This is a genomic window from Flavivirga amylovorans (genome assembly GCF_030540875.1).
Taxonomy (GTDB): Bacteria; Bacteroidota; Bacteroidia; order Flavobacteriales; family Flavobacteriaceae; genus Flavivirga; species Flavivirga amylovorans.
Genome location: NZ_JAUOEM010000009.1, coordinates 1 through 15,857, shown reverse-complemented (window position 1 = coordinate 15,857; position 15,857 = coordinate 1). Strand labels below are relative to the sequence as shown.

Here is a 15,857-nt window from a genome sequence, read left to right as displayed (position 1 = left end):
CTTTTTTATTCTTAATGATTCTAACCATCTTTTTGCTTGAACAAAAAGTTTAAAAAAACAAAGACTTACTAAAAGTATCTAAGAAAATGCTAAGTAACCAACCGCTTCAAACATTATTACAAATTGGTTTTCAATACACTTCTCTAAATGAATCCTTTTTTACTTTCTTCTATTATTATTTATATTAGCAATTACTTTTTAATAACCCTTTTAGTCTCTGTGCCTTGATCGGTGTGTATCTGTAAAAAATACATACCCTTTGACAGATGCCCAACATCTATACTTTCGGTATTGCTTTGGAAAACCTTTTGCCCTAAGTTATTATAAACATCAATAGATTTTAAACCTGAAATATTTTTAATGTAAAGTATGTTTTCTACTGGGTTTGGATATACTACAGCTTTTTGAAATCTATAATTATCTGTAACCGATAATGTTGAAATAGGATATACCGATAAATTATCAAATGCAAAGCCACCACCTGTCTTTGTTACCGTAAAGGAAGTCACATCGATCCAATTTAAATCAACATCCTTAAAGCCGCCAGCTAGCGTTGCTTCCACTTCCAAATTATCACCACCATCCGGAGTAAACGTAAAATCTACGGTGCCCCCTGCATTACCCTCTATTGCCAGAATTGAATTGACGACTACGGGTTGGCTAAATGTAAATGTCACTGTAGTTACTGATGCAGCCGAATTAAAAATAACATCTCCTGATGACCCTCCAAAAGACCCAAAGGGTGTCAATAACCATGAAGAACCTGCTGTATCAGTTGTTACGGTAGTGGTTAAACCTCCTATCTCCTCGGTTATACTCGTTCCAGTGTCAACGGCATTAGTATCCCAATCAAAAATAGTAGGAGGATCGATAGGATATACCGATAAATTATCAAATGCAAAGCCACCACCTGTCTTTGTTACCGTAAAGGAAGTCACATTAGTCCAATTTAAATCAACATCCTTAAAACCGCCAGCTAGCGTTGCTTCCACTTCCAAATTATCACCACCATCCGGAGTAAACGTAAAATCTACGGTGTCACCTGCATTACCCTCTATTGCCAGAATTGAATTGACGACTACCGGTTGGCTAAATGTAAATGTCACTGTAGTCACTGAAGCAGCCGAATTAAAAATAACATCTCCTGATGACCCTCCAAAAGACCCAAAGGGTGTCAATAACCATGAAGAACCTGCTGTATCACTTGTTACGGTAGTGGTTAAACCTCCTAGCTCCTCGGTTATACTCGTTCCTGTGTCAACGGCATTAGTATCCCAATCAAAAATAGTCTGACCACTAACTGAGTTTATAACCAATGTTAACACCGTAAATAAAATTGCAATTTTTTTCATAATTTAGGATTATTTAATTGTTAGTTATTTAATTTTAGTTCTTAATTATTTAATACCTTTTTGGAAACGATCCTTTCTATATATTTGTAAATTTTGATTTTTTACAAAATACAACGACTCAATAGTTAGCGTTTTTATATTAAAAATCTTAAGGTCACAAACCCAACTTTTGGGTTTATAATTAAAACAATCATACCTGTTTGTCTGCAACAGTTTGCCCTTACCTTTTGCTCCTCTTAAGAGAGTAGCAAGGATAAAATTGGGGTGAGAGCATCATTTGTACTTCGAATATGAGAGAGGCAAGATGAGTTCTATTGAAAACACAACTAAAAAATAAAAGTGGGTGGTATAATTTTAAAAAAAATATAATTATAGTAAATTATATTCTTGTTTTTTTACAAAAATTCTTGATTGGTTTAGTTCCCTTTAACTCATAAAAAGCAGCATTTTCTATGTAACTCGTTTAATAACTAGTTGTTCAAGATGGCCCATCAATTTAGTCTATCCTAAACAAAATGAAAGACTCAAATAGACATCTGTTTTTGGTTTATAATTACTTAAGCATTCTAGATTCTTTGTTCCGTTCGTTTCTTTCTGAAATGGAGTTCTTTTTATTAAAAATATCCATATTAAGGTTTATATAAAAATAGTACTCAAAGTTTAATCTTTTCTAACATTCTGATGTAGCAAAATATCAGTAAAAAGGAATCAAATTAAGCAAAACATAAAAATATTAATGCTAAAATATGATGTGATGCCTCAATCGTAACATTTTCAACATGACACTAAAATTTCTTTATTTTCTGTTTATAATTTATATTGAATCTAGTCTGCCTTGAGTTTATTGGGAGATCAAAGTATCGCAAAACCAAGGCTCTTATAAATCCCTTTAAGACAAGTATTTATCCATTATAAATAAATTTTATCTCGCACCTTTGTATTGTCAATAAACAATTCATTTTTTATGAAAATTAGTGGTAAATATAAAAACGCTTTTTTAGAATTTATTTGTTTCCTATATATACTCTTGTTTGTATATGCTGCAATGAACAAGTTGCTGGTCTTTGACGAATTTATAATTCAGATTGGACAGTCCCCCGTATTGACAGCATATGCTGGTTTGGTAGCATGGACTGTACCTTATCTTGAAATTATCATCGCAGTGATGTTAATCATTCCTCGATTCAGACTATTGGGACTTTATGCCTCCTTTTCCCTTATGGTCATGTTCACCGTCTATATATTCATTATTTTGAATTTCAGTAAGTCTATTCCTTGTTCCTGTGGAGGTGTTCTTGAAAAATTAGGATGGACAGAACATCTAATCTTTAATATCGCCTTTGTTATACTCGCTTTTATAGGAATCCAAATAATGAACGGACAAAAAAATTACAGCACCCCAAAATATGCCTCCTTATGAAATATAATAAAACTTATATACCTCTTTTAATATGCACTCTTGGAAGTATCGGGTTTATTGCCTTATTATTTATTTCTTCAGAAAAAAAAATACATCGTGACAATAGTTTTACACGACGTCTTTCGGGACATCCTGCTATACAAGCCAAAAAGTTAGATCTTAAATACAATTCTTATTATATCGCAGGTGCTGACAATGGACAGATTTATCTGGGAAATACAACTGCACCTCTACGTCTAACAGTACTGGACACTGCGCTTCAAAACAAAAAGGAGATCTCTTTATCTGTGGATCAGGACAGTCTGCCCTTTCACGCTATAAGGCTACGGGTTGTTCCCCCTTATTTTTTTCTCACTGACGGTGTGATACCTTATATATATAGAGGCAATACTACCGATTGGACAGCTAGTTCTATCATGGACGGACCCGCTTATTTTTCAAAAATAGAGCCTATAGATTCTACTAATTTTATCATTAAGGCTACAAGTAATAAAACTAAGGAAAGTGTCCTTGGCAAAATAAACCTTGTGGACTCCCTTAAAGTAGATCTCTCCTACGAATTGTTACAAAAACAAATAGATGGTGTTTTTGATACTGATGGTTCTCTTCTATATAATAGGCAGTTACAAAAACTGGTATATACCTACTTCTATCGCAACCAATATATTGTCGCAGATAAAAATCTGGAATTGAAACGCCTGGGAAAAACCATAGACACCATAAGCCGTGCCCAAATAAAAGTGGGGACTATAGCTTCCAAAAATCAACTAAAAATGGCAGCTCCTGCACTATTAGTAAACAAATTCAGTGCTACGTATGGCTCCTACCTTTTTGTAAACTCCAAATTGATAGGCCGGTACGAACCCATTGACATGTGGGAACAGGCCTCTATTATTGATGTCTACAACATTGAAGAAAACACCTATGAGTTTAGTTTTTATGTCTATAACATAGGGAAAGACAAATTAAAAACATTTCAAGTGCTTAATGATAAACTTATTGCAATGATCGGCAATCATATTGTTATTTATCAACTAAGCACCTATCGCTTTAATAAGCTAGAACCCCTCTTAAAAGAGACCATAGACCAAAAAATAACATATTCTCAAATTAAATAAAAATACTGCAGTCAGGGCTAAGACCGAAAACCTGTAAAATAGAGTAGGTCATTAATTTTTAAATATCTATATTATGAAATCTAATTTTTTTAAAATCGTTTTACCAGCTTTTGCTCTTATGTTAGCTATCACAGCTTCTCTTGCTTTTACTACTAATGACGACTTTGCTCTTGAACAAGCTTATATTCCAAGCGTAAATCAGCAAGGACAAGATATCTGTGACGAATCAATCATGTGTAGCGATATCGATAATGGTCAAGAATGTACTATTGGATTAGGTACTCCAATACAAGTTTTTGGATTACAAACCGTTCAAGGCGTTACTAAATGTACTAAGACATTATGGAAGCCATGATACTAAATTTTATTAAGGAAAAGGTGGCCAACTTTGGCCACCTTTTTTTATTAATCTAAATCCTGTTTTGAAAAGCTACTCATCAATATTCAAAATAATATACTTAAACTTGTATATCTAAAAATAAACATCAAAAACAACTAATCTTCCTCATCCTAAGTGCTTGTTCTTACTCTCAGACAAGTGGTTTCATAGTCCCTACATCTATAAATCCTTTTATTCAGTGCTACTTGAAATTCAACTATTTTTTGATTTATATCTTTTTCAACAAGCCACTATTGCTTAAAGGAACTATTTATCTAGAGGTAAGATACCTTTCTAGATTTAATGAATAAGCCTTTCATTTACCGTTAAAAGCACTTAACTGACCTCCAAACAAAGCCACAAAGGGATGCTTTGACCTAATTAGAAATTCTGTATTTAAATTTCTCTTGAAGTTTATCTTCAACCTTTCGACTTTACTCAAGACTGACTATGATAATTTTAACTTTTTTTCTTCTATATCATTGCACCATCTGAATTTACTTTGTCTCATAAATGCTTCAACTTTGCTCAGTACAGACTTTATCGAAATCGGTATTGGTTATCAAAAAGTTAAAACATTTTGAAGGACTCAATATTACTTACTTTTCAAACGGTTTCATTTTTTAATACCTGCCTATTCTTTTGGCATTACCCTTTATTATTATTTCCAGTATTTTCTAGGAAAGCTGATTATTTTTAACACACTTATCAATCGCATTATTTCGGATTCAGTCATCTCGCCAAATGGTCCACTCAATAAAAAAGGAAAGGATCGTAGAGTCATAAACAACTCTAACCTAATTAATATTAAAACCATTCATTCCTATTCCTTTTTGGCCTTTATCATTATATGTTAATCGTATAGTTTTCTTGTTTAATTATTTTCTCAGCAGCTTTATTGGTACGCTTATAAGTTAACTGTTTCAGCGTATTCCTACCTGAGGATAAAACCACAATTAATCACTTTGACTCCATTGTTAGTTCAAATACCAGTAGCACTAAACCTTACTTTCAATTCCTATCTATTTCTGTTGATTCATTTTTTATACTTACACATAAAATCATAGCTCTTATTTTCATAAAACAGTTTTTCTCTACTTTTAACAAATTTATTATCATACTTACCTTTTATTGTATTGTCTCTTAGTATTGTTCAATAACTATTTACTCGGGCAACTTTTTGGGAGGTTCCAAAATCATACATAACCAATGTTAAATTCTTCTTACTAGACACATTGAATTTCTGCAAAGGATCTACTGTAATGGAATTTAGCATATTACCTGAGCCATCCTTAAACTCAAAAATATAGCTCCCATCTACTTCTTTAGCAGGAAATTCGATATAATCTGTCTCCACTTCCTGATTTAACCCAGAAACAACTGTAGCGGTCTCACCTGTAATATTGATGTTCACTAACCCCGAAGTTTTGGACAGGTTTATAAAACGAATCCCAACAAGGCTATCTGTAATTTGTTTAGGTTTATCTTCAATTAGAAGCCATTCTTCGTTTTCTAAAGCACCATAAAGATATAGAGAGTGAATGCCTTTTAAATGAAGGGATTCGGAATAAATAGGATTTAAGGTATCACTTTGCTTAACGATCTCTAATTGTCTGTTAATACTTGCTTCAAAAGAAAAATTTCTATAATCATCAAAACTTACCTTCGCTTTAGTAGTAGCATAGTTAATCAGATTATTCTCTATCTTTACGATCACATTATCCGCTCCATTGATTAAATTAACCACTTTAATAGTGGTAGCTCTTGTAAAAATATCATCTTCGCTGCATGACAGCATTATTAAAGTGACTACTAATAGTAATAGATTGAAAATGGGTTTCATAATAATTTTATTAAGATTGATAATTCGTTTTATAGCTTTGTCTTTTTTCACAAAAAAAGACATGAAATTTTCTATGTTCAAATCATAGTTCTTTTATCTTCTCAATTAGCCTTAATGTTTCCGATGCATCCCTAGCATTTTCCTCTGCAAGTTTCACAGCATTATTGGCTGCCATAAGTGCATCTTCTTTTCTATGTAATTTATAAAGCAAAGCCGCTTTAGTATCCAAAAAACTGTAATTCTCTTTATTTTGTAATGCTCTATTTACCCATCCTAATGCCTCATTCAAGACTTTATAGTCTGTAATGGCGTTATTTTTATAAAACCCCCATGCAAAATTATTTAGCGCCGTAGGTTGATCCAGAGCATGGGTATTTACATAAGCAATAGTATATTTTATATAGCTATCCCAATCTTGATCTCTTTTTGTTATGAGTCTTTTAGAAATAAAATCGTAATAAGCTACTTCCTTTGGACTTAACATTAAACTAGCATGTGATAACAATGTATCAACGTCCTTTTGTTCTTTTCTTTCTTCTATAATTTGTTTTAAATACTGTTTATAAACTGAGTCAAGAATAACTGGAATCCAATAACTTCCAAGAGTCGAATTTGCAAATTCTGCCCGACATTTTCCTAAATACTCAATAACCTCATTATAAGGGCTTTGTATATATGCTTGGATTAACTTCAGGTTGTCTTTAGATAGCCATTGCTTTTTCTCAAACCTTGCTAAATAACTAATCATTATTTCTTCTGTTGGAAGGTCTCTTTCCTTTAAAAAAGCGAGGTACTTAATAATGAACTTAGGAGATCTATCTCCAGCATTGTAAGTCGATCTCATATTGGTTACTTCGCTTTTAGAGAGCATCGCTTTATTACCAAATTCTAGTATTTCTTTTACACCCATTGAACCTTTTCTTCTTATAACAAGTTTTCCATTACCATCTACAAATAGCAGATTGGGATAACTATCTACAGCGTACTTTTTACTTAAGTTAATACCTTTTCCTTTTTCAGCATCCAATTTATAAGATATAAAATGAGTATTAAAATAATCACCTACTTCTTTATTTGTGAAAATATTTTTAGCCATTTGCTTACAAGGTTTACACCAAGTGGTATAAACATCAATAAAAATTAATTTGTTAGTATTTTTAGCCTTTTTTAGAACAGATACCCAATCTCCTGTTTCAAAATTAATGCCTTGTGCTTGTATATTTCCACAACTTAAAAATAATGAAAGGGGTATTATTACTATTACATAAAAAAATACTAGCCCTTTTTTTGATGTATCCATATTTATAATTATTTTTATTTTTCCTTATAATTTGCAGTACAATTTTTAATCACAGGTTGATGATATCTTGTTTTGAATGTCTCAATAAAATTAGTTGACCTCTAAATAGGATAAGATATTAGAATTAAAACTCAAATTCTTCAAGATTTTATTATCATTAAATTTCACTTTACTTACTCTTTATCTCTAATAAACATAATTCAAGATGTTCCTTAGTCACTATATCATTAGTGTTTTGTATGGCTTTCTCAATGGTATTCTTAAGAGTATTTAACGCACTTAACATGCCTGCCCTTGTATAATTACTATAACTATATTTATTTACCGCTAGGTTCAAAAAATTGCTAGGGTAATGTGAATTTACACTATTTATAGCTGCCTTTAATCTTATAATATATGCTATCTGAAGTTCCTGGCGATAGGGGTTAATTTTTATGTCTCTGGATTCCAACTCGCTCCACAAGCCTTTATATAAATCTTGTAAAAGATCTGTAATTGAGTACCCATTTTCCATTGTTAGACTTGTTTCTTCTACCCTTTTTAAACGTCCTGTGTCTAATAAACCGAAAAGAATCTTTAATTGCCTTCTTGATATTATAGCCAGGCGACTATTTATAACTACGTTTTCAAAAGATTCTGAACTAAATCTTCTTATCAGATTTGGAGGTGCCATCCATAATGGTGGATGGAAAGCATATGTATTCAAAAAGGCGACGGCTTCTCTTTGACGGTTTGCTCGCACCGGAGTATAAACCGACCCTTCTTGACCTGCTGATTTATATTGCGCCGTATACCCTCCTACCAGAGAGACTACCGATTCCATTTGGTCTATCCAGAGTTGAAGTGTTTTTCTATAAAAACGTCGTTTTATCTCACTCTCTGGTTCATTTCTCGTCGCAGAAGGAATTAATTGGATCACGCGTTTTAAATTTTGGATGCCCAATGCAGTCGCTTTTACGGGATTATCACTCTCTACTATCTCATTTAAAACTCCGGGTCCATAATCTATTCCGGTGTTTCCTATATACTTGTACCATGGAATTGAATCCTGTTCTCTTACAATTTTTTCTAAATAAGGCAATTCGGCATCGGGTGTCTTGGCCTCTTTAAAAGGTGTGTAGCCCCAACGAATACTATAAAGATCAGTAGGTCCTACTTTTTGAATTAAAAGCGAAGGTGGAATACTATCCTCTGGCTGTACTATAAAATTATCTCTAGCATAACTCATAGCACTTGGTGTATGTCCCATCTCTTGTAACCATTTTTTATCACGCATTCTTTCGAAGGGATAAGTATATTCGCCATAATTACCGTCCATTAACCCAAAAATATGGCCTGCTTCATGAGCAGTTAAAGATTGAATTAGCTCCCCCATTAAATCATCTGGAAATGGATACTCTTGTGCTCGTTTATCCAATGGACTACATCTTGTAAAATATCGATCTACCAAAAAATTAATCTCTCCTATCAATACATCACCCTTAAGAATCTCACCTGTTCTTTCGTCTATAATTTTACTTGCAGTCGTACCTCCTTCTCCTTCATGCCCTCTATATTTGGAATGGTTTACCCAACGAATATAAGAGTATCTCATACTATTTATAGCCCAGTTCTCATCATTTACTGGAGGCTCCTTGACCACAATCGCATTTTTAAAACCTGCCGCCTCAAATGCTGGTAACCATTCTTCTACTCCCATTTTTACATAGGGTTTCCATTTATCGGGCATGACCGGATCAAAATAGAAAGTTATGGGTTTTATAGGATCACTTAATTCTTTGTCTGGATCCTTTTTCTCTAAGCGCCATCTCACAATAGAGGCTCTGGACACCTTGTTATCTAGAGTAGCAGGAACTTGTTTATCATGATGAAAACCCATCCGACAATCATATAAACGTGGCATCATTGGTTCTGGAAGCAGTACCAAACTATAATCAACATCGGCTGTTATTGAACCTTTATCTGACATGGTTGTTTTGCTTGTTTTAACTTCTATAACAGCATCAAACGCTAACACTTTATTGATAAATGCCAGATCATCAAATATAACCATAACACCCCCATGTAATTCTTTAGGCGTTTTTAAAAACAAAGAAGTAATATCTATAACGTCACTTAAACCCTTATCTCCTATCGCCAGTATAGGAAACGTAGCTACTGTCATTTTTTCAATGAATTTACCCTTGATAAGTGGAATGGTATTTCCTGCTTTTGACTGAATCTCAGGGATGATCAAATGAATTTTGTTTTCTTTTTTTATCCATTTTATTTGTTTAGAATTACCGTATCGACCATGTCTTACAAACAACAGCTCTTTGTTTAGCATGGCTGATGGAATTTCCAAATAGAACTTATTTTTAAGTAGATGAACCGATAAAAACCCTTTTTTTGTAATAGTTTCGGATGTTATGACTTCATCATATGGTCTTAAATGACTTGTTGTCTTTTGAGCATAACCTCCTGTACTTATTATACAAAATGTTAGAATTGCTATTTTGATTATTTTTTTCATCTTTATTCTGGTCTTTAGTTTAGTATAAATCTCCATTACAATCTTTTCTAAAAGAAAAGAGGGTTCCCTTTATGTTTGTAACTTCTTTTAGGGGCTGCCTCTTAATGAGATTATTACCTTCATAAAAACTTATTTAATACCCATCATTCTGTGGTAATAAATTTGGATTAAGCAATAGCTCTGCCTCAGGAATAGGCAATAACATATCGGTGTCTTTCCAATTAGGTTTGATTGTTGCCAGTACTTCCGCAGCTTTTCCTGCTCGCTTTAAGTCGAACCAACGGTGCCCGTGTTCTGTAAATAACTCTACACGCCGCTCCTGAAGAATGGCTTCTAACAGTTCTTCCATGGTTGTTGCTGTCGTGTTTGGTAATCCTGCCCTGTTTCTAATCGCATTTAAATCAGATTGTGCTTCAGGTATTTTTTCGAGCTCTGCCCTGGCCTCTGCCCGTATTAAATATTGCTCTGCCAAACGAAGCTGTACCGAATACTCCACAGAAGTTCCTGCATTTCTTTGTTTATACTTATAGGCGTGATGTAAGGTGTCGCCTCTATTATTAAACACCGTTTTTGTCCAATCGGACTTTCGTTGATCTCCAACTTCAAATCCATCGAACAAAGCATCGTTTAGAGCAAAAGTTCGGGACGGTAAGTTATCGAGTATAAATTGCTGGGCCTCGATAGTATTCCCGCCTTCTAAGTTTGGCTTAAATTGCCATATGATTCCTGAAGCTTCCTTGAGAAACACCTTGTTTAAATCAGGTTCCAAGGCTCCAAATTTATTAATGACACTAGTAGATGCCAACTCAGCCAACTCCCAGTTCCCTATATATAAGTAAGCTCGCGCCAACACACTGTTAGCGGCTTCCTTGTATGGACGGATGGGACGGATGGGGTCCCCACTGGGATTAGCCTCACCCTCCCCAGGCAATAAGCTTGCAGCAAGGCGAAGGTCCTCTATGATGCTATCATAAACCAAAGCTCTGGGCATACGTGATACATTCGTGTTCTCTATATAATTTTTAGTGTCAATATAGGGAACATCCCCAAAAAGCTCTACAATTAATAGATGTAGGTACGCCCTAATAAATAAGGCCTCTCCCTTGAACTGGTCTTTATCTTCCATGGTCAAGGCCGTAGAATTGCTGACCCCTTGAATAACATCATTGGCGATATAAATTTGATTGTAGGTGTTGTTCCACCATGTTTCAACATCTGAGTTCGTTGCAAGCAGGTTATGGTTTTGAAAATCTTCCAAGCTCTGCTCGGAAGTATAATTATCCAATTCATCTGTATACACTCCCATTCGGGTACTCAACCCCGTTCGACCATATAGCAATCCGATATCTCGTATTTTGGCATAAATACCTTTAAGGGCTGCTTCTGCGGTCGCTGACTCCAAGAAAACGGCCTCACTTGTTAATCTGTTCTTTGGAAGATCTACTTCTACAAAATCACTGCAGGACATTATTGAAAATAGAAATAATATAAATAGACACAATAACTTAGACGTCTTAGATGCTAGTATAAAAACCAAGGGATATAACCTTAAATTTGTATGTGATTTTTTCATAGGTTTATAATTATTGTTTTTTATGTTTTTTTAATTTAAAAACCCAATTGCAGACCCAAGGTCAATTGCCGCAATAAAGGCATCCTACTACCTTCCAATACCTGTTCTGCATCAGCATTTCTAGAATTAGAATAAAGAAAGAAAAGATTCTGCCCTTGAAGATAGATACTAGCATTAAAGCCAGAGACAAGATCCTTAGGCAGGTCATAGCTCAAGGAGACACTTCTAAGCCTGATAAAGGAGGCGTCTGTATAACGCCTGCTACTACCAACATCATTACTAAAAGCTAATCTCGCATTAAAATCGGCCAATGATGTGGTATAACGCTGTATCCCGGCCTGGTCTCCAACTCCCTGCCAGCGGTTTAATACCGAGACATGTTGATTTGTTAAACTTCCAGGGGATCGTGCATTAAAAGTAAGATCCGATGCACTTTGCTTCTTGAAATTCAAAAAGGCATTCAAGGTCCAGTTCTTGTACTTTATAGTATTGCCCAAGCCGCCATAAAACTTAGGAGCCGTCTGTACAATCCATTGACGATCATCAATATTTATACTTCCATCGCTATTATAATCTTCAAACTGGTATACGCCCGTCTCTGGGTCTACTCCAAGATTATGATACAGTTTAACTATACTCAAAGGCTCCCCCACTATATAACGATCTCTAAAAGTGGATGCTTCCAGGCCATCAAACTTTACCAGCTTATTTTTGGGTACCGAGATATTAAAGGTCGTGGTCCACTTAAAACCCTTGTTTTGGATGTTTACAGAACGAAAGTCGACTTCTAAACCAGTGTTCTCCACAGTAGCATCAAAGTTCGCATTAATACTGGAAAAGCCCGTCGTTCTGGGCAGGGGAATCCCCACCAGTTGATTGGAAGACCGGTTACGGTACCATGCAGCCGTGACAAAGATACGGTCCTGAAAAAAACCAAGCTCCAAGGCGGCTTCAAACTTCTTGTTTGATTCCCAGCCAAAGATCGGATTGAACAGTCCGGTAGGCTCTAAAACAGAGCCGTCGTAGTCACGGCCTGAAGATTCATAGGTATCATAAAATCCGTAATTTGGTATCCCATCGCTACCCGTAATACCATAACTGCTACGAAGCTTTCCGAAACTTAAAACAGATTGTCCTTCCAAAAAGCCTTCCTCTGTAAACAGCCATGCCATACCAACAGCTCCAAAATTACCAAATTGCCTGCCTGGTCCAAAACGGGAGGAACCATCCCTACGACCTGTCAGGTTAATGATATATTTATCGGCCCATTTAAAATTAAGCCGCCCAAAAAACGCCTGGTAATTATACTCCGATTCGGCATCTAATCCAACACCTACAAAATTTGCTGCTGACAGATCCAAAATCTGGCTGTTACTGGGAAAACTGACCCCTGCAACTTCAATATCCTGTGATTGCTGCTGCTGGAAGGTCGCTCCCAACAAGATATTAAGACTCGCTTTGCCCCATGCCTTTTGCCAATGAACCTGCGGCTCCACAATCCAGGATTGACGTGTCGCATTATTGGTTACAAGTAATGACTCTTTACTTGTCAAATTGCGAGAGGGGGTGTAACGCGTATGTGGCTGTGTAAGATATTGTTCCGTGTTATAGCTCGTATAACCCAAATTGGTTTTAATCACCAAGTCTGGAACTGGTCGATAGGAAATCACCGAGTTCATGATAAGGGTACGGTTCTGCGCCCGAAACTGATCCTCTAAACGGGCCAGTGGGTTTGCCCAGGTATCGTTTTCCCAATTTAGATCCCCGTTCTCATCATAGAGCGCCGGTGCATTGGGTACCAGTGAATAGGCCAGATCTGTTAAATCATCAGCTGGGAGTTGGTTGTCATCAGCGGTATAATTTGTCGAAAGACTTATCTGGAAGCGGCTATCTGCCGATTGGTGGTTGATCCTACTATTTAACGAGGCCTTACCATAGTTTGAGTCTCCTGGAAATACCGTGGTCTCATTTTGGTAACCCCCACTAATTAAAAACTGCGTCTGTTCGCTGCCCCCTGAAAAGGACAATTGGACATTATGTCTATAGGACGTACCACCTAAAAGCTCCTCCTGCCAGTCTGTATACCGATCTGGATCCCATCTGTATAGATCGTGCGCTCGAGCTTTAAAATCATCAGGGGCCGTTTCTAAAGTATAACCCTCATTAGATAGCGCTTCTAGTCGCATCTCTAAATATTGCTCCGTATTCATTAAATCTACAAAACTACTGACCTTACCAACTGTACGACTTACATTCACACTCACACGGGTCTTTCCTGACTTGCCTCTTTTAGTGGTAATCAGTACCACGCCATTGGCACCTCGAGAACCATAAATAGCCGTAGCATCGGCATCCTTTAAAACCTCGATACTTTCAATATCCGAGGGGTTTATCGCATTTAAGGGGAGGACATTATTCAAAGAGACCGCAGCCTCCGACAATTCTTGTCCTATTGCCTCCGTGCTAAAGGGTACCCCATCTATGATATAAAAAGGCTCCGTATTACTGCCTATAAAGTTCTTCCCCCTAATCTCTATATTAAAGCCCCCTCCTGGTGTTCCAGATCTCTGCGAAATATTAACTCCCGGCATATGCCCCTGCATGGCTGCCAAAGGATTGTTGACAGGTTGCTTTTCTATGATTTTTGAATCGATCTTACTAATACTTCCTGTTACTTCTCTTTGGGACGTATTATAATAGCCCGCACGAATAGTTACTTCTTGTAATGCACTTATACTCTCTTTAAGACTCACATTTATTGTGGTTTGATTACCTACCACTTTTTCCTGTGTTTCAAAACCTAATGAGGAAAAAATCAGTACACTGGCAGGGTCTGGGACTGTGATAGCGTACCGGCCGTCTAAATCGGTGACTGCTCCTTTTTGGGTCCCTTTTATTAAAACCGTTGCCCCTGGGACTGGAAGACCTGATGGCCCCATTACAATACCAGAAACAGAGAGCTGCTGCGCTTTGGTTTTGCTTGTACGCTCTTTTATAAGAATGGTATTATTAGCTGTAAAGATAACATGGACTCTGCCCGATGAAAGGCTGTGAGTTAATAACTTATTAAGACGGATCGCCCCTTTTTTGAGCGCTACCTTCGGATAGTCCTTAAATAAATTTTCATAATAAACAAATGAATAATTGGTTTGTGCCTTCACTATCTTAAAAACCTTGTCAACAGATACCACTTGATCTGTATCTATGACAATCCTATCGTTTTGGGATACTGCATATCTTGGTGAAAAACCAAACAATGTGGTGCAAAACAAAAATATAAAGGTTCGCATAATGAGCTTTATGAATTCTTTTCTTAGACAGAAAAAGACTTTGGTTAATCCAATTTTCATGTAATTAGCTGATTATTTTAATTGATTAATACATTCTTAAGGGGGAAATCCAGTTTGTTACGTCTCACAGTGTCAACTTTTTTCCTCCTGTATATATTTATATTAGTAATTACTTTTTAATAACCCTTTTAGTCTCTGTGCCTTGATCGGTGTGTATCTGTAAAAAATACATACCCTTTGACAGATGCCCAACATCTATACTTTCGGTATTGCTTTGGAAAACCTTTTGCCCTAAGTTATTATAAACATCAATAGATTTTAAACCTGAAATATTTTTAATGTAAAGTATGTTTTCTACTGGGTTTGGATATACTACAGCTTTTTGAAATCTATAATTATCTGTAACCGATAATGTTGGAATAGGATATACCGATAAATTATCAAATGCAAAGCCACCACCTGTCTTTGTTACTGTAAAGGAAGTCACATTAGTCCAATTTAAATCAACATCCTTAAAGCCGCCAGCTAGCGTTGCTTCCACTTCCAAATTATCACCACCATCCGGAGTAAACGTAAAATCTACGGTGCCCCCTGCATTACCCTCTATTGCCAGAATTGAATTGACGACTACGGGTTGGCTAAATGTAAATGTCACTGTAGTTACTGATGCAGCCGAATTAAAAATAACATCTCCTGATGACCCTCCAAAAGACCCAAAGGGTGTCAATAACCATGAGGAACCTGCTGTATCACTTGTTACGGTAGTGGTTAAACCTCCTATCTCCTCGGTTATACTCGTTCCTGTGTCAACGGCATTAGTATCCCAATCAAAAATAATCTCAGGATTGATAGGATATACCGATAAATTATCAAATGCAAAGCCACCACCTGTCTTTGTTACCGTAAAGGAAGTCACATTAGTCCAATTTAAATCAACATCCTTAAAACCGCCAGCTAGCGTTGCTTCCACTTCCAAATTATCACCACCATCCGGAGTAAACGTAAAATCTACGGTGCCCCCTGCATTACCCTCTATTGCCAGAATTGAATTGACGACTACCGGTTGGCTA

Annotated in this window: 10 protein-coding genes; 3 read left to right on the top strand and 7 right to left on the bottom strand. The window is 36.0% G+C overall.

The features are described from left to right. Positions 1-191: 191 nt before the first annotated feature. Positions 192-1,352, bottom strand: a complete 1,161-nt coding sequence (locus Q4Q39_RS19185) for a T9SS type A sorting domain-containing protein (RefSeq protein ID WP_303284197.1) — start codon at positions 1,350-1,352, stop codon at positions 192-194. Between the two features lie 1,045 nt (positions 1,353-2,397). Between Q4Q39_RS19185 and Q4Q39_RS19180 the strand changes: the two genes are divergently transcribed. From Q4Q39_RS19180 to Q4Q39_RS19170, 3 genes are all read left to right on the top strand, one after another. Beyond that, positions 2,398-2,772 carry a MauE/DoxX family redox-associated membrane protein gene (locus tag Q4Q39_RS19180; protein WP_303284196.1) on the top strand — a complete coding sequence of 125 codons (375 nt, stop codon included), beginning with the start codon at positions 2,398-2,400 and terminating at the stop codon, positions 2,770-2,772. Then, positions 2,769-3,890: a hypothetical protein gene (locus Q4Q39_RS19175; protein ID WP_303284195.1), complete on the top strand. Its 1,122-nt coding sequence runs from the start codon at positions 2,769-2,771 to the stop codon at positions 3,888-3,890. The genes Q4Q39_RS19180 and Q4Q39_RS19175 overlap by 4 nt, the downstream gene beginning before the upstream one ends. A gap of 73 nt (positions 3,891-3,963) precedes the next feature. Beyond that, positions 3,964-4,245, top strand: a complete 282-nt coding sequence (locus tag Q4Q39_RS19170) for a DUF6520 family protein (protein ID WP_303284194.1) — start codon at positions 3,964-3,966, stop codon at positions 4,243-4,245. Between the two features lie 1,177 nt (positions 4,246-5,422). On the opposite strand, the gene Q4Q39_RS19165 is transcribed toward Q4Q39_RS19170, so the two are convergent. The 6 genes from Q4Q39_RS19165 to Q4Q39_RS19140 all read right to left on the bottom strand — a co-directional run. Continuing rightward, complete coding sequence (locus Q4Q39_RS19165; protein ID WP_303284193.1) at positions 5,423-6,112, bottom strand: hypothetical protein; 690 nt, start codon at positions 6,110-6,112, stop codon at positions 5,423-5,425. Positions 6,113-6,194: 82 nt separating this feature from the next. Next, positions 6,195-7,412, bottom strand: a complete 1,218-nt coding sequence (locus Q4Q39_RS19160; protein WP_303284192.1) for a thioredoxin family protein — start codon at positions 7,410-7,412, stop codon at positions 6,195-6,197. A 169-nt stretch (positions 7,413-7,581) separates the two neighbouring features. Beyond that, positions 7,582-9,924, bottom strand: a complete 2,343-nt coding sequence (locus Q4Q39_RS19155; RefSeq protein ID WP_303284191.1) for a zinc-dependent metalloprotease — start codon at positions 9,922-9,924, stop codon at positions 7,582-7,584. 133 nt (positions 9,925-10,057) lie between these two features. Then, positions 10,058-11,392 (bottom strand): RagB/SusD family nutrient uptake outer membrane protein, encoded by a 1,335-nt coding sequence (locus tag Q4Q39_RS19150; protein WP_303284190.1) that lies wholly within the window; start codon positions 11,390-11,392, stop codon positions 10,058-10,060. A 140-nt stretch (positions 11,393-11,532) separates the two neighbouring features. Continuing rightward, complete coding sequence (locus Q4Q39_RS19145; protein ID WP_303284189.1) at positions 11,533-14,847, bottom strand: SusC/RagA family TonB-linked outer membrane protein; 3,315 nt, start codon at positions 14,845-14,847, stop codon at positions 11,533-11,535. 109 nt (positions 14,848-14,956) lie between these two features. Further along, positions 14,957-15,857: T9SS type A sorting domain-containing protein (locus Q4Q39_RS19140; protein ID WP_303284188.1), on the bottom strand; the 901-nt coding region annotated here is incomplete at its 5' end.

Coding starts and splice junctions, on each gene's coding strand:
- Q4Q39_RS19185 (WP_303284197.1), bottom strand. CDS start 1,352: ATGAAAAAAATTGCAATTTTATTTACGGTGTTAACATTGGTTATAAAC.
- Q4Q39_RS19155 (WP_303284191.1), bottom strand. CDS start 9,924: ATGAAAAAAATAATCAAAATAGCAATTCTAACATTTTGTATAATAAGT.
- Q4Q39_RS19175 (WP_303284195.1), top strand. CDS start 2,769: ATGAAATATAATAAAACTTATATACCTCTTTTAATATGCACTCTTGGA.
- Q4Q39_RS19165 (WP_303284193.1), bottom strand. CDS start 6,112: ATGAAACCCATTTTCAATCTATTACTATTAGTAGTCACTTTAATAATG.
- Q4Q39_RS19145 (WP_303284189.1), bottom strand. CDS start 14,847: ATGAAAATTGGATTAACCAAAGTCTTTTTCTGTCTAAGAAAAGAATTC.
- Q4Q39_RS19160 (WP_303284192.1), bottom strand. CDS start 7,412: ATGGATACATCAAAAAAAGGGCTAGTATTTTTTTATGTAATAGTAATA.
- Q4Q39_RS19180 (WP_303284196.1), top strand. CDS start 2,398: ATGAACAAGTTGCTGGTCTTTGACGAATTTATAATTCAGATTGGACAG.
- Q4Q39_RS19170 (WP_303284194.1), top strand. CDS start 3,964: ATGAAATCTAATTTTTTTAAAATCGTTTTACCAGCTTTTGCTCTTATG.
- Q4Q39_RS19150 (WP_303284190.1), bottom strand. CDS start 11,392: ATGTCCTGCAGTGATTTTGTAGAAGTAGATCTTCCAAAGAACAGATTA.